This window comes from Zhongshania aliphaticivorans, assembly GCF_902705875.1.
In the GTDB taxonomy this organism is placed as follows: Bacteria; Pseudomonadota; Gammaproteobacteria; order Pseudomonadales; family Spongiibacteraceae; genus Spongiibacter; species Spongiibacter aliphaticivorans_A.
On record NZ_CACSIK010000001.1, the window covers coordinates 308,397 to 326,316 of the forward strand.

At 48.3% G+C, this 17,920-nt stretch carries 27 protein-coding genes and 1 other RNA gene; 22 read left to right on the forward strand and 6 right to left on the reverse strand.

Features of this window, described 5'->3' with window-relative positions; all coding sequences use genetic code 11:
- The first annotated feature begins 210 nt into the window (after positions 1 to 210).
- From AELLOGFF_RS01440 to AELLOGFF_RS01520, 17 genes are all read left to right on the forward strand, one after another.
- Entirely contained in the window at positions 211 to 414 is a 204-nt protein-coding gene (locus tag AELLOGFF_RS01440) for a hypothetical protein (protein ID WP_159266993.1), read from the forward strand.
- A complete protein-coding gene (locus AELLOGFF_RS01445; protein ID WP_159266994.1) occupies positions 411 to 665 on the forward strand; it encodes a hypothetical protein in 255 nt (84 codons plus the stop codon). Before AELLOGFF_RS01440 ends, AELLOGFF_RS01445 begins: the two co-directional genes overlap by 4 nt.
- On the forward strand, positions 658 to 1,035 hold the full coding sequence (locus AELLOGFF_RS01450; protein WP_159266995.1) for a hypothetical protein: 378 nt from the start codon (positions 658 to 660) through the stop codon (positions 1,033 to 1,035). The genes AELLOGFF_RS01445 and AELLOGFF_RS01450 overlap by 8 nt, the downstream gene beginning before the upstream one ends.
- On the forward strand, positions 1,032 to 1,523 hold the full coding sequence (locus tag AELLOGFF_RS01455) for a hypothetical protein (RefSeq protein ID WP_159266996.1): 492 nt from the start codon (positions 1,032 to 1,034) through the stop codon (positions 1,521 to 1,523). The genes AELLOGFF_RS01450 and AELLOGFF_RS01455 overlap by 4 nt, the downstream gene beginning before the upstream one ends.
- Positions 1,507 to 2,226 (forward strand): hypothetical protein, encoded by a 720-nt coding sequence (locus tag AELLOGFF_RS01460; RefSeq protein WP_159266997.1) that lies wholly within the window; start codon positions 1,507 to 1,509, stop codon positions 2,224 to 2,226. The genes AELLOGFF_RS01455 and AELLOGFF_RS01460 overlap by 17 nt, the downstream gene beginning before the upstream one ends.
- 286 nt (positions 2,227 to 2,512) lie before the next feature.
- A complete protein-coding gene (locus AELLOGFF_RS01465) occupies positions 2,513 to 3,319 on the forward strand; it encodes a major capsid protein P2 (RefSeq protein ID WP_159266998.1) in 807 nt (268 codons plus the stop codon).
- A 13-nt stretch (positions 3,320 to 3,332) separates the two neighbouring features.
- A complete protein-coding gene (locus AELLOGFF_RS01470; RefSeq protein ID WP_159266999.1) occupies positions 3,333 to 3,638 on the forward strand; it encodes a hypothetical protein in 306 nt (101 codons plus the stop codon).
- Positions 3,638 to 3,787 (forward strand): hypothetical protein, encoded by a 150-nt coding sequence (locus AELLOGFF_RS01475; protein ID WP_159267000.1) that lies wholly within the window; start codon positions 3,638 to 3,640, stop codon positions 3,785 to 3,787. Before AELLOGFF_RS01470 ends, AELLOGFF_RS01475 begins: the two co-directional genes overlap by 1 nt.
- Positions 3,788 to 3,789: 2 nt before the next feature.
- Positions 3,790 to 4,005 (forward strand): hypothetical protein, encoded by a 216-nt coding sequence (locus tag AELLOGFF_RS01480; RefSeq protein WP_159267001.1) that lies wholly within the window; start codon positions 3,790 to 3,792, stop codon positions 4,003 to 4,005.
- A complete protein-coding gene (locus AELLOGFF_RS01485; protein ID WP_159267002.1) occupies positions 3,951 to 4,340 on the forward strand; it encodes a hypothetical protein in 390 nt (129 codons plus the stop codon). Before AELLOGFF_RS01480 ends, AELLOGFF_RS01485 begins: the two co-directional genes overlap by 55 nt.
- 1 nt (position 4,341) lies before the next feature.
- Positions 4,342 to 4,791, forward strand: coding sequence for a hypothetical protein (locus tag AELLOGFF_RS01490; protein ID WP_159267003.1), 450 nt, complete (start codon positions 4,342 to 4,344; stop codon positions 4,789 to 4,791).
- Positions 4,792 to 4,794: 3 nt separating this feature from the next.
- Positions 4,795 to 5,379, forward strand: a complete 585-nt coding sequence (locus tag AELLOGFF_RS01495; protein ID WP_159267004.1) for a hypothetical protein — start codon at positions 4,795 to 4,797, stop codon at positions 5,377 to 5,379.
- A gap of 45 nt (positions 5,380 to 5,424) precedes the next feature.
- The gene (locus tag AELLOGFF_RS01500) at positions 5,425 to 7,476 is read left to right on the forward strand and encodes a hypothetical protein (protein WP_159267005.1); all 2,052 of its coding nucleotides are present in this window, start codon (positions 5,425 to 5,427) and stop codon (positions 7,474 to 7,476) included.
- Positions 7,473 to 8,057 carry a hypothetical protein gene (locus tag AELLOGFF_RS01505; protein WP_159267006.1) on the forward strand — a complete coding sequence of 195 codons (585 nt, stop codon included), beginning with the start codon at positions 7,473 to 7,475 and terminating at the stop codon, positions 8,055 to 8,057. Before AELLOGFF_RS01500 ends, AELLOGFF_RS01505 begins: the two co-directional genes overlap by 4 nt.
- Positions 8,054 to 8,203, forward strand: coding sequence for a hypothetical protein (locus AELLOGFF_RS01510; RefSeq protein ID WP_159267007.1), 150 nt, complete (start codon positions 8,054 to 8,056; stop codon positions 8,201 to 8,203). Before AELLOGFF_RS01505 ends, AELLOGFF_RS01510 begins: the two co-directional genes overlap by 4 nt.
- Positions 8,181 to 8,465, forward strand: a complete 285-nt coding sequence (locus AELLOGFF_RS01515) for a hypothetical protein (RefSeq protein WP_159267008.1) — start codon at positions 8,181 to 8,183, stop codon at positions 8,463 to 8,465. The genes AELLOGFF_RS01510 and AELLOGFF_RS01515 overlap by 23 nt, the downstream gene beginning before the upstream one ends.
- A 99-nt stretch (positions 8,466 to 8,564) precedes the next feature.
- Positions 8,565 to 8,855, forward strand: a complete 291-nt coding sequence (locus tag AELLOGFF_RS01520; RefSeq protein ID WP_159267009.1) for a hypothetical protein — start codon at positions 8,565 to 8,567, stop codon at positions 8,853 to 8,855.
- A 66-nt stretch (positions 8,856 to 8,921) separates the two neighbouring features.
- Here AELLOGFF_RS01520 and ssrA read toward each other — a convergent pair.
- Positions 8,922 to 9,284, reverse strand: a transfer-messenger RNA (tmRNA) gene (ssrA, locus tag AELLOGFF_RS01525).
- A 52-nt stretch (positions 9,285 to 9,336) separates the two neighbouring features.
- Entirely contained in the window at positions 9,337 to 10,839 is a 1,503-nt protein-coding gene (gene ppx, locus AELLOGFF_RS01530) for an exopolyphosphatase (protein WP_159267010.1), read from the reverse strand.
- 144 nt (positions 10,840 to 10,983) lie between these two features.
- On the opposite strand from ppx, the gene ppk1 reads away from it, so the two are divergent.
- Positions 10,984 to 13,119: a polyphosphate kinase 1 gene (ppk1, locus tag AELLOGFF_RS01535; RefSeq protein ID WP_159267011.1), complete on the forward strand. Its 2,136-nt coding sequence runs from the start codon at positions 10,984 to 10,986 to the stop codon at positions 13,117 to 13,119.
- Between the two features lie 9 nt (positions 13,120 to 13,128).
- Here ppk1 and AELLOGFF_RS01540 read toward each other — a convergent pair whose 3' ends face one another.
- The 3 genes from AELLOGFF_RS01540 to smpB are packed head-to-tail and all read right to left on the reverse strand — an operon-like array spanning position 13,129 to position 14,781.
- Positions 13,129 to 13,752 carry a class I SAM-dependent methyltransferase gene (locus tag AELLOGFF_RS01540; RefSeq protein WP_159267012.1) on the reverse strand — a complete coding sequence of 208 codons (624 nt, stop codon included), beginning with the start codon at positions 13,750 to 13,752 and terminating at the stop codon, positions 13,129 to 13,131.
- 32 nt (positions 13,753 to 13,784) lie between these two features.
- Positions 13,785 to 14,282: a SixA phosphatase family protein gene (locus tag AELLOGFF_RS01545; RefSeq protein WP_159267013.1), complete on the reverse strand. Its 498-nt coding sequence runs from the start codon at positions 14,280 to 14,282 to the stop codon at positions 13,785 to 13,787.
- Positions 14,283 to 14,304: 22 nt separating this feature from the next.
- On the reverse strand, positions 14,305 to 14,781 hold the full coding sequence (smpB, locus tag AELLOGFF_RS01550; RefSeq protein WP_159267014.1) for an SsrA-binding protein SmpB: 477 nt from the start codon (positions 14,779 to 14,781) through the stop codon (positions 14,305 to 14,307).
- A 91-nt stretch (positions 14,782 to 14,872) separates the two neighbouring features.
- Between smpB and AELLOGFF_RS01555 the strand changes: the two genes are divergently transcribed.
- The 3 genes from AELLOGFF_RS01555 to AELLOGFF_RS01565 are packed head-to-tail and all read left to right on the forward strand — an operon-like array spanning position 14,873 to position 17,022.
- Positions 14,873 to 16,243, forward strand: coding sequence for a sodium-dependent transporter (locus tag AELLOGFF_RS01555; RefSeq protein WP_159267015.1), 1,371 nt, complete (start codon positions 14,873 to 14,875; stop codon positions 16,241 to 16,243).
- A 37-nt stretch (positions 16,244 to 16,280) separates the two neighbouring features.
- A complete protein-coding gene (locus AELLOGFF_RS01560; protein WP_159267016.1) occupies positions 16,281 to 16,715 on the forward strand; it encodes a type II toxin-antitoxin system RatA family toxin in 435 nt (144 codons plus the stop codon).
- A complete protein-coding gene (locus AELLOGFF_RS01565) occupies positions 16,705 to 17,022 on the forward strand; it encodes an RnfH family protein (RefSeq protein WP_159267017.1) in 318 nt (105 codons plus the stop codon). Before AELLOGFF_RS01560 ends, AELLOGFF_RS01565 begins: the two co-directional genes overlap by 11 nt.
- On the opposite strand, the gene AELLOGFF_RS01570 is transcribed toward AELLOGFF_RS01565, so the two are convergent.
- Positions 17,023 to 17,400: an outer membrane protein assembly factor BamE gene (locus tag AELLOGFF_RS01570; protein WP_159267018.1), complete on the reverse strand. Its 378-nt coding sequence runs from the start codon at positions 17,398 to 17,400 to the stop codon at positions 17,023 to 17,025. It abuts the gene before it with no gap.
- A 75-nt stretch (positions 17,401 to 17,475) separates the two neighbouring features.
- On the opposite strand from AELLOGFF_RS01570, the gene fur reads away from it, so the two are divergent.
- Positions 17,476 to 17,892, forward strand: a complete 417-nt coding sequence (gene fur, locus AELLOGFF_RS01575) for a ferric iron uptake transcriptional regulator (RefSeq protein WP_200842582.1) — start codon at positions 17,476 to 17,478, stop codon at positions 17,890 to 17,892.
- The last annotated feature ends 28 nt before the right edge of the window (positions 17,893 to 17,920 follow it).

Here is a 17,920-nt window from a genome sequence, read left to right on the forward strand (position 1 = left end):
GGTGATTTATGGGTTCTAAATCGTCAGTAAGAACGACAACTACTGACCGAACGATTTACGGGCCGCTATTTGAGGATAGCGAGCCGTTCCCGGTGCTGCATGATTTCCATGTTAGAGAGTTTTTAAAATTTAAAGAGTGGGTAAATCGTCCGTGGACTTGGCGCAATCGCTTGGCATGGTCAATTAATAAACTGATCGGAGATTAGAAAAATGCAGTCATCAAAAGCAGTAAGAAAACCGGCAGCGCCTCGCGAGATTGTCGATTATTGGGTTAACAATACCGGCGGTAAAACGATGTATTGGGGCCGCATGATAGAGGCCGGTGATGTGGTTGTGAAAAATTCCTATGGTGCTAAATGGGAAATGAGCGCGGCAGATTTTGACGCGGTTTATAAAACGGGGGTGCAGTCGTGAATAAAAAAGAGATTCAGGAAAAAATACGCGAGCGCGGGCTTTTGCAGCGTCAGCGCAATGCGGTTTTGCGGGAATTTTCGGATATTGATCCGCAAAAAATTGGCAGTAATCCAGCGGCGGTAGTGGGGATTCTTCCTAAATTACCGGCTTTAAAAGCCGCGTTTGGGCAGTCTCAAAAAATTGAGGCGCTGAGCGATGAAATTATCGCCGGATTTATTAAATTGAATGTAGAGGGCGTTGGTCATGGCTGAGCATGTCGGAGAAGTGGGCTGTCCTGAGTGTGGCGAGTCGTGCGCTGTAAAGGCCGATAAGCGCAAATTCATCTATTTAGATTGTGCCTGTGGCATTTTCAAATATCAGAGCAAGTCTGGTCAGGAAAAAATAAAGGCGCGGTGGCGGAAAGAGCAGCCAGAAAAGGCCGGTGAATTTTTGGGCGGCGGTGAGGTTATTCCCGAAAAAATCGCTATTGAAGAGCCGGAGCCGGAGCACGTTAAACCGGAAGTGAAAGCGCCGGTAATTCCCAAAAAACCGGCTTTGGAAAAAGCCCCAAAAAAAGCGAGTTATTTTGAGCGGAGTCGCCAGCGCAGAGAATTGCGCAGAGTGGCTAAGGGGGCCGTATGACAGGTGATGTTTTGGAAAAACACGAAACGGAAGAGCCGGAAAATATCGAGGCGTCAGATTCGGAAGAATGGCAAAAAATTGGCGCTGAGTGGGGCTTGAATTTTGATGATGTTGAGGGCGTCGATTTTCAGGGTTCTACGGTTGGTGGTGAGGGGGCCAGTACTGGGCCTGATCCAGCAAGCGAGGCGGAGAAAATAGCGGCAGCGCAGATGGCAATATCTGCGGGTCTGCAATTTGCCGTGTCCACTATTAGCGGTTTGGATATTAATCCGGAAAAATATGAGGATACGTCAAAGGCATGGGCCGCGTTAATTGTTAAGCATTATCGGGGCGGTGTGTTTGAGTTTCTGGCAGTGTTTCGGGAAGAACTGGCCGCAATTGGCGCGACGTTGATGTTCATCGCGGCAGTGCGTGAAGCGAGCAAGGCCAAAAAGGCCAAAGACGTGACACCGGAAGATGTGGAGGCTGGCGATGTTGAACCGGCCTGATGGCGTGCTGGCTATCCTGATCGGGGTTTCTCGTTCGGGTAAGTCGGTGTATTTGAAATCACTGATAGAGCGGGTCGGGCGAATTGTCGCGTTTGATCCAAAAGGCGAGTATGTGCGAGAGCTGGGTTTTAAGGCTTGTCATACACAAGCGCAATTAATATCGGCGCTGGCGTCATCCAAGGGTGATGCAAAAATTGCATTTGTGGCTATTGAGAAAAACGATTTTCAATTTTTTTGCCAAGTGGCTAAGCAGTGGAACCGGCAAAAAATGGCGGTGATTGTTTGTGAAGAGCTGGCGAATGTGACCAATAGCGGAAAAGCGTCCGGTAAATGGGGTGTGTTGGTGTCGCAGGGTTTGGCTGAGGGGCCGATCATTGTCGGGACTGTCCAACGTGGTCAGGAGGTTGATAAATCGATTTTGAGCAATGCGACTTATGTTCATATCGCTAAGCACACTACCCAAAAGGATCGGAAATATATAGGGGAAATGCTGGATATTGATACCGAGAATATCCCTAGTGAACCGCTTAAATTTTTGCAGTGGACAAGTGATAAAGGCGTGGTGACTCGCGGTAGTGTCGATTTTATGAAGTCGAGAACCCGTAAATCATGGCCTAGGGGTGGGCCTCGGTTTAGGGACTTAACAGGAAAAGAATTGGTGCCTTCTGGAATTGGAATGTTTGAAAACGTCGTTTATCGATAGCCGCCCAAGGGCGGTTTTTTTTTCGTCTGCAATCCCCGTTTTTTGGAAAAGTTCGCTCCCGTTTTTGGAAAGCTCATTGCAGGCTTCTGCAAACAAATGCAGGGTTCTGCCATCGCATTCAAACAAAAAGCGATTTTTAAATTCATTGATAGGGGGCAGTCATGCCAGATACACAAGATTTAATTTATTTTGCAATTGTGGCCGCTGTGGTTGCCGCAGTTGTCGTCTGGGCATCAAACAATGTTGATGCTGTTGAAAACGTGATCGGTTAACCGGAGACCAAAAAATGCGCGATATTCCAAAGGAACTATCCAGCTTTAACGGCGGCGGTTTTTCCAGTCGTTTCACGTTGAATATGGATGTAGGTCCGACTTACAAAGAAATCCATTTACGCACGAATCTGAATAATGATCAGCTTCCGCGTGTGACGTTAACCCTGAACGGTGATGCTATTTATGATGTGACCGGCGAAGATTTGCGGATGGTGGAAGACTATAAGCATGCAGCCGAAGGTTATACGCAGCCAACTAGCTTTTTCGTCATTCCGCTTGCCGACTTCACCAACAAATCGCAGGAAGGCCAAGACCTTTCCGGTCTGGTAACGGTTGCCGGTGATAACTTGGTGCTTGAGGTGCGTACCGCTGCGGCTACTGCTGGTCAGATTTCAGGTAGCCTTGTGCCGACTATGCAAGCTGATGCGGTGATGGGCGTTGCTCAGCCGGCGCGTGTGCTTTTGCCTCGTATGTACAAAGAGTTAATACCTGTTGGTGCTACCGGTAAAAATAAATACCGGAACTTTCCGCGTGGGCCTCGTATTCGTCGTTTGCACCTTAACGGGCCGGTCACTGATTTAGAAATTATCCGTGACGATATTATTCGTTTTGAGCGTGACAAGGTGTTGCAAGATTATCTCTTGGCTCGTCAGCAGTTATCACCTCAATCGGGTTGGTATCACTTTGATCCACTGATGTATCACTTTGCCATTTCGGACATGTTACAAACGGCAGCGGGTAAGAATTTCGAGATTAACCCAACTGTATCTAGTGCCGGTGATTTTGATGTGCTGTTTGAAACTGTGGAAGCGGTTAATTAATTAGGGGTCTGTCATGGCAGAGCAGGTAGTGGGTGACGATTCGAGCTGGCTTAGTGGCTTGGGTGATTTCTTCGGGGAGTACGGCAAAAAGGCGGCTGATTTGGCGCTTGAAGTCGTGAAGAACGAGAAAATCACCAAAGAAAACGCCAGCGCGAATCCTTCAACGTCTGAGTATTTGCAGACAGGTTTGCAGCCTACAGGACAGCCGTACATCGCTGGCGGCGATGTTGGCGGCTATGTCGCGCAATATTGGCCGATGATGATTGCCGCATTGATTGTGTTGATTGTCTTGGCGGTGCTAGTGGCGAGGGCATTCTAATGCCCTTGCTAATCTATCCCGCGATTGGTCTTGCTGGTTGGGTGTTGGGTTTCTTTTCGTCTGATGGTGTAACTAACGTGCTACGTATGGCGTTAATTATCTTTACGCTGATGGCGTTCTTTTTCGCTTATAAAGCGTTGGCGGGTTAATTATGGCAGGCGATCCAGTATCGGCATTAGGTGGTCTAGGTAGCTTGACGGGTGGCGGCGGTTTGTCGGCCTCGTCAAGTGCGTCGGCCACAAGTGGCGATAGTCAAATTGGTTTTAATCAGGAAATCGGCGGCTTAAATATCGGCAGTGAAAGCCAGGTCATTTGGGTGGCGCTGATTGGCTTGGTCGCTTTCGTCGCGTGGCTGATTTGGGGCTGATGGTTCGGCGGGTGCCGTTCTGTGCTGTTGACAGTGTGTTGTCTTCGGCCTTCGGCAATGACCGCGACATCATCCGCGAAGAAGTGGAAAAGGGCTTTGCTCAATGCTGGGAAATAGGGCAAGCCGCCGTCATAACGCGGCGTGAAGATTCAGAGCTTGTGGTGGTGTGTATGGCCGGTAAAGGTGCAGTAAGAGCCGGTGAAGTGATTGTGCAGGCGGCTAAAAAGTCAGGCTGTAAAACAATCCGGTTTCATACTGAGCGTCCAGCGTTAGGCAGATTATTGGCGCCATTGGGTGCAGAGCTGCGCGAATATGTTTTTCAGATAAGGGTTTAGCATGGGCAGCAAGTCGAAGTCATCAACCAGTAGCACGAGTAACACGTTAACGGAAACGCTTAATGCTGCGCTGAATGACGAAGCGGTATTAGCGACCAAGGGCGCGGCGGCGCGTGATTCTGCGGTGGCGGTTAATTCCACTGTAGGAATTGAAGGTAGTAATAATTATTTAAATGTGACGGATCATGGCGCAATTGCTCAAGCATTGCGTGCAAATGAAAACGTGACATCAGCGGCATTAGATGCGGCAGACAAGGCGGGCGCGAGAAGCGCGGCCTCTCAAGGTTCGGTTTTAAATACCACTAGAAATATTCTCAATGACCAAGTTGACGCGGTTAAAAATCTGGCCGAGTCGCTAAAACTTGGCGACGAACAAACAGCAAAATTAATCGCGATTGCGTTAATCGTCGGCGTCGTGCTGGTTGCACTCGTCTACGTGTACAAGGGGTAAAAAATGCTATTTGGTAACAATGCGCAGCCAGCGGGAGCATCTAAAAAATTCTCAATACAGGGCCGGTTTATTCTTATCCGGTCGGCCACGTTGCCAATTGATATTAGCGCCAATGGGATCGGTGTTATTCGCCTTAAAGAAAATGACAGCTATCAATTCAGCACGACCGTTGAAAACTTGGATATTCAGATAAATAACGCAAATGGCGTAGCAGTAGATTACGAAATTGAAGCGACAAATGAAGAGATTAGGGTCGGGAGCCAGTCGGTAAACGTCAATACCACTAGCATTATTCAAGGCGCAAACTCGGTTACTAATATCGGTGAAGTGACGGTACCAGCGGGTAGCAATCAAATTTTAATTGCAGCAGCGGGTGCTAGTACGTCTAGGACTTTGCGCCTCTCTATAAAAAGCGACGAGGCCGGCGGCGTTTATCTTGGTGCAGCAAGTATAGCTGCCGGTCAGGGCGGCTATTTAGATATCGGCATGGTCGACTACGTAGACTGTGAAGCGGCCTTATATGCATTTAATCCGAACGGCGATGATGTCGTGGTTCAGGTGTTGCCGTTTGAGAGGGCGCTTTCTTAGCGCATAAGAATTAGTAATACTGGCCCTATTGAAAAGGGGCCGGCGATGAAGACACGTAGACAGTTTTTTAAGTATTTATCAGTTGGCGGCATTGGTGCCGCGATAGGGGTAATTGTGGGAAAAGCCACGGTACAAAGTCCAGAGGTGCTTATTGTTCGGGGTCGTGTATCGCAAAATGCGGCGAGCAAGTCATTGATGGTTCAAAAAGCTGCAAAAATGGAAGTCGGTCAGAAAATATATTGTTTAGGGCTAAATGCAGTAGGCGACGGATACCAAGGCGACTTTGTTGTTGCTGCGGGGGATTTTTCTGAGCAGGTTTCAAAAGATATTGCCGGGGCGATTTTTGTTCCGGTTGCTGATGATCTTAGTGCCACGACTAAGGTGTTAGTTAGATTATACAGTGGGTTCCCGTTGCTCAGTTGGTGGAAAGCCGGAGGCTATACGTTTGAGAATGTACAGTCGGCAATGGATTATGTGTCTGAGGGCGGTTTAGAGATTTTGGATGCACGGGGGGAGTATGTTGTCGGTTTGCAGTCTGCGCTTCAAGCAAGGTCAAATGTAACGATAATGCTTTCTGGGGGTGAGATAAATAATAGTGCGGCTGCATCGCCTCATTATGTCGGAATATTGCTAGGTCAGTGCAATAGGGAGGACATTAGTCGGGCTGCGGGAGTAGAGGAGACCGCACACTTAGCCGGTGTGTTGGGGGAGGGTGATTCGGTTATCTCTATCGGTCCGAGGTGGAATAATACTTCTGAGGATTGGACGAGTTCGGCAAATTATATGCCGCAGGCGGGCGATCTAGTGGTGGTATGCACTACTGATAATACGTCTTCTGATCCGGCAAGGAGAATCCCTTCATTCACTTTCCATCGAAAAGTAACCGGCGTTGACGGGTTGGATATTATTGTTGATAGGCCAATAGATGGTGGGGGGGAGTTTATGGTCGTTCCCATGTCGAGGGGATTAGGGTACGACAGGACAACCTACGGCGGGGTCGGTCGAATGGAGGCCGTAGAAAATTTTTCGATTATCGGTGGTAAATTGTCGTCGGATAATGGATACGCATACTATGCGGGTGCAATTATCGGTGGGGTCATAGAGTGTGAAACGGAAGGTAAAGCCGGGGTTTTTGGAAACGGTATAAGGGAAACGGTATTTAGACAGCGGTCGAAATTTACAAGAACGGCGATAGAAATCGCGTTCGGTAGTGAGGATGCAGATGTCCAGAGGCTTAACGCCAGTCATTTTGATGTGGGTGATTATTACACTGTGGCGTGTGTTCAGTTGGGCGAGTTATCAAGAGGGACAAAGTTTGGGAATGTCGAAGTGGCTGCGCAGTCTTGGGATGGTGAAAACGGATCAGGCGGCTATTCGTCGGCTGTGAAATTGACGGGATTGGGAGTCCGAATTTTAGGGCGATTGAATGTCAAAGTGGGAACGGCGGGTGGTAAGTTGTTGGATTTTGGTGCAAGCAATTGGCCGCTATCGCTAGATGGTGAAAAAATTAAAGTATCAAACGCTGTTAGTACGTCAGGGTTGCTGGTTGATAGTAATGAAAATTCTGCGATTAAGTTAAAAGAGCTAGATATATTCGGTGAGACAACTAATGCTGATGCCGCGATTTTCAGGACTAATAATAGCAGCATAGAAAAGTTAAAAATGTCTGGCAATACGCGACCTGTAAGAGTGGTGGGTAAGTGCATTATTGGTGAGTCTGCAATTGGGGGGGCGCTGGTAAATGCTACTTTTAATACGGTTATAACCAGTGAGCTGTTGAGAGGGAAAATTCAGCGGTGTCGAAAGGTAGTTGGGTATGCCGCAAGTTATGCGCCAGATGAAAATTATAAAATGAATTTATCGGGGGATTTGGAACTGCTTGAGCCAGTCGGAAGTTTCGTCGATGGTGACATGATCGGAATGATACTAGAGCAAGATGTGGTGGGGGGGCGTGCTGTGTCGTTTGCTGTGGGGTCGAGTTATAGGGCTGCGCCATCTATTGGTGCTGGGTTGGCATCGCAAAGGTTAAGTATGACGTTTGAGCGATTGGGGTCTGTTTGGATTTGTATAGATACAAATGGTGGGTGGAGGTCGTGATTGCGGGGAACGGGCGTGTAATGCTGGTTATTGGACTTGTGGTGTCTGTGGTCGGGCTTCTTGTTTTTCAGTCTCGAAAAAACGCGCCTAAAATCGCCGGTCAGGTTAACCCCGCTCGCGGTGAAAATAACGTAATAGATAAAGTGGTGGATTCAATCATGTCATTAGCAGCGCCTCGCGGGATTCGCAACAATAACCCGCTAAATATTAAAGAGCCGAAAGATGGCGGCGATTTCTGGGTGGGTGAATTAGACACTGATCCAGATGCCACTTTTGAAGAGTTCATTTCTCCCGAGTACGGGTACCGAGCAGCTAAGCGCGTGATTGATAGTTATCGTCGGCGCGGTGTGAAAACCTTGGCCGCGATAATTTCCACGTTTGCGCCATCGTCTGAAAATCTGACCTTTGCTTATATATCGTCGGTGTCGAACCGTACCGGCTTTGCACATGATCGTGTGATCAGTGATTCAGATTTACCGGCGCTATTCCGCGCCATGGCGATACATGAAAACGGGGTGGCTTGGGCGGTGCATCCATCGCTAAGCATTGACACTATCAACAAAGGGTTGGCATTAGCATGACCGATAAACAGAAATGGTATGAGCGGCTAAAAAATCGCCGCGTAGTGGGTGGTTTGGTAATTCTGGGCATTTCGTTGGGTGGCGGTAGTATCGCGCTCGCACCGGCTGCGGTAGAGCTTGTGTGTGCGCTGGTGGGGTGCGCGTGAATATCAACTGGCAAACACTGCTGATTCAAGTTATCGCAGCCGTGGTGGCCGGTTTGCTCGTAGCGTGGGTAAAGGTGAAAGTGTGGGACTAGCTGAAACCCTGCTGTATGGTGCAATCATGGCCGTTTTTAGCTTTGTGGGGAGCTTTGCGGCAATGCGCGTAGAGCTAAAGTGGATCAAGGATGATCTAAATAAAAAAGGTGATCGCTTGAATAATCACAGTGATCGAATTCGTCAAGTAGAAATCAAACTGGGTAACTAAAATGAAAGGCAGAAACAGTAAGGGGCGTTTTATCAAGGGCAGTCCAGCGGCCAAAAAAGCAGGCCGCAAAGGTGGCAAGCGGACAGCGTCTAAACGCAAATGAGCGTCAGCCAGTACCTACTTAATTCACTGACCGGCGGTGACGTTCGCGTATTCGCTAAAACCAATCTGGGGCCATTCATACCTGTCTATACCGGCAGTGATGAAAATGCACCGCCAAGCCTGCTGGAGCGCCTAGGCGTCAAAAGCGGACTTGTCATTGTTAACCGTCGCGGCGAAACCCTCTATACCATTGGTGAGCCAGCGGCCACCGATCCAATCCGGTCATTAATATTCTGGCTTATCGTCGCGCTCGTCCTGTCAATATTACTGCGTGGTATCTTCAAGTAATGTGGACGATTTGTGGACGCCTGCTATTTTAAACCTCTCTAAGTTGCTGAAAAATATAAAAAATTTTGGTGGAGCCGGCGGGAATTGAACCCGCGTCCGTCAGTCCGCCACTCAGGGCTCTTCACATGCTTGGTCTCCGTCAATTAATTTAGCCGCAAACAGCCCGACGGTCAGGACGTTATTGGCGATTCTGATAAGGTGTTTCGCGGCTCGGTCTCAGACATACCTTACTCGCTAGCTTGTTCTATATGACAGTCGCGTCCCATTTACAAGCATCTGGTAGCGACCGCTAACCGGGGTTTAAGCGGCTAGAGCGTAGTTGTCGTCGTTGGCAACTATTAGGTTTACAGCTTTGGATTTACGTGATTGGCTGTCATCACGGCATGCACCTCAGAGCGTTGTAACCGGCGTCGAATCCAAATCGGCCCCAGGCCGGACATTGTAACGCTTTGTATCGGCTGCGGCCAGTTAGTTTATGGCTTCATCCGCTTTTGCTTTCTAGGCGGAGTTTGATGCCGAGTGATTTTTTAAGTAGCTCGGCTTCATCTTCTAAGTCAGCGGTAATGAGTGGGTTGATGCTGAGCCAGTCTTCAGGGATTGATAGTATGAGTTCGTCGGCGCTTGGGTTTTCCAGGGTGATGCTTTCTGGAAGGGCTTTGGGTTGGCGGCGGCGATAAAGGATGCATGATAGGCGAAGTACGCAGACCAGTGGCCAGTCGGCGGTGACGCCATAGGTTACCGTGCTGGGTTGCTTAGGTTTGCGGCGATGATTGGCGACCAGAAAGCTAAGGCGGGCTTGTTCTTGGCGAGAGAAGCCGGGCATGTCTGCATTGCCGAGAATATAGGCGCCGTGTTTGTGATAGCCGCCGTGGGCGATGGCAAGGCCAAGTTCGTGAAGTTGGGCTGCCCAGCGTAATAGCGCCTCGGCTTCTGATTCTGGGGTATTTAAGTGGGCGGAAACCGCAGGCAGGAGTCGAGTACATAATTCGGCAACGTGGTCGCCTTGTGCGCTGTCGATGCCGTACTGAATTATTAATTGCTTTATGGTGTCTTCGCGTTTGTCGCGGTGGTGTAGGCGGCCGGCTAGGTCGTGAACAATGCCTTCGCGAATCGCATAGGCGGAGACGTGTAGGCCTTGCATATCTAGCTCTTGAAATATGGCGTAGAGCACGGCAAGGCCGCCGATAAAGACTTCTTTGCGATCGTCGCTGAGGCCAGGAATGTTTAGATTTTGATTGTTTTCGATGGCTAAGACTTGGTTTTTTAATTTTTCCAGGCCATCGGCTGAGATATAGCCAGCTTCGCTGAGTTGTTGTTCTGCTAATATTTTGCCGATACTGCGAATCGTGCCGGAGGAGCCAACGGCTTCGTCCCATTGGGCTCGAAAGGGTTCGACGTAGGGGCTAAGCATTTGTCTGGCGGCGTTGACGGCTTTCTTAAAGGCTTTGTCGCAAATGTTGCCGTCTGCAAAATAGCGCATGCTGAAACTAACACAGCCCATGGGCAAGCTTTCGAGCTGGCGCGGTGCATTGGTGCCTATGACGAGTTCAGTGGAGCCACCGCCAATGTCGATGACTAGGCGACGTTGTTTTTCTGGTGCGAAGTCGTTAGCAACGCCTAGGTAGACTAAGCGGGCTTCCTCAGTGCCGGAGATAATGTTGATGGGTAAACCAAGTACCGCTTCTGCTTTTGCCATGAAGTCGTTGGCGTTGGTAGCGGCGCGGAGGGTGTTGGTGCCAACTATGCGGATTTGTCGTGGAGGCACGCTGCGTAGACGATCGGCCATTTTGGCAAGGCTCGCTAGGGCTCGCTCTTGCGCATCGTCGCTAAGCCGGCCATCATTATCTAAACCTGCGGCAAGCCTAACCATGTCTTTGTGTCGATCGATAACTCGGAGCTTGTCTTCGTGGAAACGAGCGATGAGCAAATGAAAGCTGTTGGATCCCAAGTCGAGGGCAGCGTACGAGTCGTTATTTAGAGCCATTGTAATAATAATTCCTTGGTGAGGGTTTAGTGTATCGGCTGAGCAAGGCAAAATCGACTGCTTATATAAGTCATATTAATGACATATATTTTTATTAGACTGGTAGGTTGTTTTGGTTGCGTTATTTTATATAAAGGATGAGTAATGATCGGGCAGAGCGAAGGGGCAACCTGGATTGCAAAAGAGCTGAGTTGGCTTTCGTTTAATGAGAGAGTGTTGCAGGAGGCTGCTGATCCAGATGTGCCAGTCATTCAGCGCATTCGATATCTGGGGATTTTTTCTAATAACTTAGATGAATTTTTCCGCGTTCGGGTTGCAGATGTGCGGCGTTTGGCGGCATTTTCTTCTCCCTCAAAGCAGGAAGAGTATAAGGTATTACTGGAAGAAATTCGGCAATCGGTAATGAAGTTGCAGCATCGCTTTGACGCGATGTATCGCGAGAATTTAAAAGAGCTGCGACGCCGTAAAATTTATTTGGTTAATGAGCAGCAGCTTGATACTACCCAAACAGATTTTGTGCGGCGTTATTTCCATTCCCATATTCAGCAAGAGTTAGTGCCGATTATTCTGGATGATGCCAACCCCATTCCAGAGCTTAACGATGCGTCAATATATTTAGCGATTAAGTTGAGTAGCGAACAGAGTACGCGTTTTGCGTTACTTGAAATTCCTACTACGCGTCTCGAGCGGTTTATTCGTATCCCCGGCCGAAAAGGGCGCCGTGGAAAAGTATTAATAGCGTTAGAGAATATGATCAGGGTTTGTTTACCCGATGTTTTTCGTGGGATTTTTCCCATGGATGAAACGGCCGCTTTTACAATAAAGCTTACTCGTGATGCTGACTTGGAGTTGGGTGAAGAAGTTACGCATACGTTTGTAGAGAAAATGACGCAAAGTTTGAAGCGTCGTAAAAAAGGCGATCCGGTTCGTTTTGTTTACGACAGCGCAATGCCTAATGATTTGCTGGAATATTTGACTAAGCGTTTGGGCTTGGGGCGTTTGGATTCGATGATTCCTGGTGGGCGCTACCATAACTCAAAAGATTTTATGCGCTTCCCCAACTTAGGGCCTGCGTATCTCGATAATAAGCGCTTGCCGGCCGTGCCTGTGCCGGTTATTGATAATGCTGAGAATATTTTAAGCTGTTTGCGAGAGCAGGATATTTTGCTACATTACCCTTACCACAGTTTTAATTACCTCACTGATTTGCTTAAGACGGCGGCAATTGATCCGCAAGTAAAAAGTATTAAGGCGAGCTTGTATCGTGTGGCTTCAAATTCTCACGTGGTTGATGCCTTATTGAATGCGGTAGCCAATCACAAAGAAGTGACGGTAGTGGTTGAGTTGCAGGCGCGTTTTGATGAAGAGGCCAATATTGCCTTGTCTCAGCGGCTTACAGATGGCGGTGTAAACGTTATTTTGGGCGTCCCGGGTTTGAAAGTTCACAGCAAATTGATTTCTATTGTGCGTCAAGAGGGTAATGTTCAGAAGTATTATTCTCATATTGGCACTGGGAATTTTAATGAAAAAACCGCGACTATTTATACCGACTTTAGCCTGCTTACTTATGATCAAGCGCTGGGTGACGAGGTAGCAAAAGTTTTTGACTTTATTGCGTATAACTACAAGCGCCATGAGTTTAAACATCTTGCGGTGTCACCTTTGAATAGCCGGGATCGAATTCTGGAATTAGTTGAAGGTGAAATTCGCAACGGGAAAAAGGGCCTTGAATGCGGTATTACTTTAAAGTGCAATAATTTAGTTGACCGTGAGCTAATTGATAAGTTGTATGAAGCGAGTTCAGTTGGGGTTCCGGTTCGTTTGATTGTGCGAGGTATGTGCTCCTTGGTGCCGGGTGTTAAAGGCTTAAGTGAAAATATTGAAGCCATTAGTATTGTTGATGGGTTTTTAGAGCACCCTCGTGTTTATGTGTTTCGTAATGCTGGGAAGCCGCGTTATTTTATTTCTTCTGCGGATTTAATGACGCGGAATATAGATTTTCGGGTGGAGGTGACCTGTCCGGTTTACAGCGAGCCTTTGCAGCAAACATTGCAGTCGATTCTGGATTTGCAGTGGGCTGATAATGTGAAAGCACGCATTTTAGATGCGTCACAAAGTAATGCGTTTAAACCCAGAAAGAAGAGCTCTGCAAAAATTCGCTCACAACTGCTTACGCATAAATTCTTGAGTACTGGTAAGTTACCCAGAATGGCTAAGTTAGATTACCGCTCTAGGGTAAAAGCGAAGGCAAAGCCCGGTAAATCTAAAGCCAAGAAATAGGCGGTTTGTCTATTGGCGTATGATCAGCAGCTCGCCGCTGAGTTTTTTTGGGCTGCTGATTTCACGCGTTAGTAATTCTGCGTTAAATGCCTTTTGGCAGCGTTTTGCTAGTTTGTGGAATGGTGAGCGGCCAGGGTCGGCGATAATGATGGTGCCTACGCCCGCGTCTAACGCTGCCTCTATGGCGGAATACAGTGGTTTGACTAGATTGTCCCAAAAGCAAATGTCGCCACCCAGCATATGGCTGTGACCTTTTAGGTCAGCTGGCTTTAGGTGTTCGTAGCGTGCTGTGCGATTGCTTATTTTGACATCGTTAAGCAGTGCGTGGGCTTCCAGGTAGGGGAAAACATGCTCATCGGCATCAACGGCGGTCACTTTCGCCTTAAAGTGCTGTGCGCATGAAATACCCAATATGCCCCAGCCACAGCCAATCTCGGTCATTTTAGCCTTTTTCTTGGGTGGGTTTTCGAGTAGGTAGTCCATGATCAAGAACGAGGATCCCCAGACTTGGTAGCCGTGTATTTCTGGCCCTGGTAATGCTCTTTGCATTCGGCGAATCAGTTTGTGCTTTTTCTTTAAAATGAGGATGTCGTTAACAATACTGATATCTTTTAAGGCCGGGTGCGCAGTCATTACGGGTTAGTGTCCTTTGTGGCGAGTGCGATTTAGCGGAATTGTTTGGGGCGGATAATTCCTGAGAGCTTTGCGCTATCGGCTCTGAGTTGGTCCCAGTATTCAATATTGATTTCTAGTTCAATGAAGGTGCAGGTGCCTATATGGCCAATTTTACCGTCGTATAAGTAATTGGCGAGATCGGCAAGCGCGGGGTTGTGACCAATAAGTAGGGCGCGCTCTATCGACTGCGGCAGTTCTTTTAGCCAGGACTGTAGTTCTTCTGCTTCAAAAGTATAAATGGCACTTTCGTGAACAATCTCGGCACTGTCAAATACATTGGCGCATGCTTGAAAGCGCTTGAGGGTGTCTTGGGCGCGACGTGCGGGGCTGCAATAAACGTGACTAAAGTGATGTTCACTACGCTGTAGCTCGTTGGCGATGAGCTGGCAGTCCTTTTTGCCACGCTTGGAAATAGGGCGGTCGGCGTCAGAAATCTCGTCGTCGTCCCAGTCGGATTTTGCGTGGCGGAGCAAATAAAGCGTTTTCATTAGCGGGCGTGGGTGGCTCGTGTTAGTTATGGTCGCGCACAATGCGCATTTTCTGTCGTTCCCAGTCTCGGTTCTTCTCAGTTTCACGTTTATCGTGATCCTGCTTACCTTTGGCTAGGCATATTTCAGCTTTTACTAAGTGTTTTTTCCAATACAGGGCAGTGCACACACAGGTGTAGCCTTTTTGTTGAACGGCCTCTTGCAGTTTGCTCAGTTCTTTTGCATGTAGCAAGAGTTTACGTGTGCGGGTTGGGTCTGTGACAAAGTGGGTGGATGCACTCAGTAATGGGGTGATGTTACAGCCGAGTAAAAACGCCTCACCGTCTTTAAGAAAGACGTAAGTGTCGGTAATTTGGATTTTACCCTGGCGCAGACTTTTGACCTCCCAGCCGTGAAGCACTAAACCGGCTTCAAACTTATCCGTGAGGCTGTAGTCATGGCGCGCCTTTTTGTTTTGGGCGATGGTACTGCTGGTGTTTTTAGGTTTCTTTTTGCTCATGGTGGCGATTATAGAGGGAGTTGCTGGCAAAACCTATTGGGGTCAGGTAAAAAGACCGCTGCTTTGCAAAAATTGATGTTACCGACGGCATATGGCTTTAAAAAAACGAAAAATACAAGGTATCTGGGCCAGTCGGTGGACGTTTCTGGCGGCGGCTACTGGCTTGGTGGTCAGTTTAGGCAATTTCTGGAGGACACCACAGGAGCTTGGCGAGAATGGTGGGGGTGCATACCTTATTGTGTACATCGCCTGCTTATTCTTTGTGATGTTGCCAATTGCGGTGGCTGAGGTGCGTATTGCTGTGCGCGCTCGCGGGAACCCAGTTCATGCCATGGATCAGGTCGCACACTACGCAAAGGCAAGTAAACATTGGTCGCTGGTCGCTCAGCTGGCTTGTATAGGTGCCTTGTTATTAGCGGTCAATTATTCAATGGTTTCCGGCTGGTTACTGGCTTATGTGGTCAAAATGGCTTCTGGGCTGATGGATGCCGCTAGTTTGGATTTGGTTGCGGCAGAGTTTCAGGCTCTTTTGGCCTCGCCTGAAGAGATGCGATTTTGGCAGCAAGTATTTTTGTTGATGGCGATTGTTTTATCCGCTTTAAATGTGGTGCGTGGCATGGCGGCTGTGCTCAGGGTGATATTGCCGATATTGCTGTTGGTGTTACTGGGCTTGCTTTATTACGGTTATGCTTTGGGTGATTTTCAATCTGCGCTGCACTGGATGTTTGATTTGCGTGTTGAAGATTTAACCTTGCGAAGTGTGTTTTCTGCATTGCAGCATGCTTTTTATACCTTGTGTATAGGTACTGCTGCATTGATGGCTTACGGTGCTTACTTTCCCTCAGGTCGCTCGGTGGCGCGTCAGTTAATCGCATTGGCGGTGTTTGATGTGGTGGTGCTGGTTGTGGCGGGCGTGGCTATTTTGGCGCTTGTGTTTGATCAGCATATTGTGCCGGGGTCTGGTCCTGCCTTGTTGTTTATTAGCCTACCATTTTCTTTTGGGAATTTGGTGTTTGGTGATATTGCCGGTACTGCTTTTTATTTGCTGCTGTTTATCTTGTCGCTGACCACGGTGGTTGCGCTGATGGAACCCGTGGTTGCGTATTTGGTTGAGCGCTGGGGAGTGTTTCGTTGGTTGGCGGCGATATTGGTCGGCAGCTTGGTGTTTATAGTAAGCGATCTAGCGATGCTATCAATGTCGGCAGAGTCGGAAATGCGATGGTTATCGCGAAGCTTAATGGAGTGGCTAGATATTGCAGCGGCAAATATTATTTTGCCGCTTTGTACGTGGTGTTTTGTTTTGTTTGCCGGCTGGCGGGTGCCAAGGCTGGTGTACGGTGTGCGCGATGGCTGGTTGGAGAGGGTGTTTTTTTGGCTTTGGCAGGCCTTGTTGCGGTATATTGCGCCGCCTGCTGTGTTAGCAGTGTTGGTTATTGGTTTATATTTGCGGCTCACTGAGTAAATTTTGCTTATGTGTGCAAATGATTCAGGGCTTCCTTATGAATGAAATTCGACGCAGTGCTTTATTGCCATATCCTGCGGAGGTTATTTATCGGCTGATAAATGATATTGAGGCTTATCCGCAGTATATGGACGGTTGTGTCGGTGCCGAGGTGTTGGCGCGAAGCGATGATGCAATGGATGCGCGTTTGGATTTGTCGCGCGCGGGTATCCGGTTAAGTTTTGTTACACGCAATACATTAACGCCTGATCGCAGCGTGAAGCTGACCTTGCTAGAAGGGCCATTTGAAAATTTGAGTGGCGAGTGGACGTTATTACCGCTAGGTGCAGATGCATGTAAAGTGAGTTTGCATTTACAATTTGTGCTGACAAATAGCTTGGTTGGCGCGGCCACGCGCCAGTTATTTAATGCAGTGGCAAATAATTTGGTTGATGCCCTTGTGAAAAGAGCGAATGAACAATATGGAAAATAAAAATAGTACTATTCATGTAGAGGTGGCCTACGCCCTACCAGATAGGCAGCGAATTGTTGCCTTAGAAGTTCCAGAAGGGTGTACGGTACGTGAGGCGGCTTTACAGTCTGGTCTTGATAAGCAATTTGCTGGTTTGGATCTGGCCACAGCGGATTTAGGTGTTTTTGGTAAGTCTGTAGGCGCGCCGGATTCCCAACCCTTGAAAAGCGGTGAGCGCGTTGAAATATACCGTCCTCTCATTGCGGACCCCAAAGAAGTCCGCAAGCAGCGAGCCGCCAAAGTAAAGGCTCGCAAAGAGGCTCAGTAACTACTCGCTGTCGGAGGTGATTTCAGTTTCGACGTCGGTGGTCGCTGCAGCGCTTGGCTTGATGTCAGTGGTGAATTCACTAAGCAAGTCATCTTTAAAGATGACGGTGAGTTGGTGGTGCTCTTTCTTTTCATTATTGGGGTCATTTAGGGTATAAATGTAATCCCAGCGGTTTGGGCTGAATGTGTCGCGCACCAGTGGTGTGCCCATGACGTATTCAACCTGGCTGCGGGTCATACCGATCTTTAATTGGTCTACCATTTCTTGGGTGATAATGTTGCCCTGGTCAATGGGAAGTCGGTATACACCAGGAAATTCCAGAGAGCTGCAGGCGGCCAAGGATACGAGCAGGCAGGCTGTGGCAAGTTGTCTATACATGCTAAGGGTTCCAATCGCTTATAGAGGCGTGGGATAATAGCGCAAACCCAATCTCAACGCTAAGGTCCAGGGCATATGTCTATAGAAAATCAAGAGCTTCGTAAAGCGGGACTCAAAGTTACTTTACCCAGAGTAAAGATTTTACAGCTACTGGAGCAGGCTGAGAGCGATAATCAGCATTTTAGCGCTGAAGATGTCTATCGTGCATTGATGGAGTCTGGTGAAGACGTCGGATTGGCGACTGTGTACCGTGTCTTAACTCAGTTTGAGGCGGCGGGCTTGGTGACGCGGCATAATTTTGAAACGGGTCATTCGGTGTTTGAATTAGAGAAGGGTGATCATCACGACCATATTGTATGTATGGAGACGGGTGACGTTATCGAGTTTTTCGACGAGGTGATCGAGTCTCGTCAGCATCAGCTGGTTGAAGAGCGTGGTTATGAATTAGTGGATCACAGCTTGGTGTTGTACGTGCGTCCTAAAAAGAGTTAATGACAGCTTGGCTCTATTGGAGGCGGCT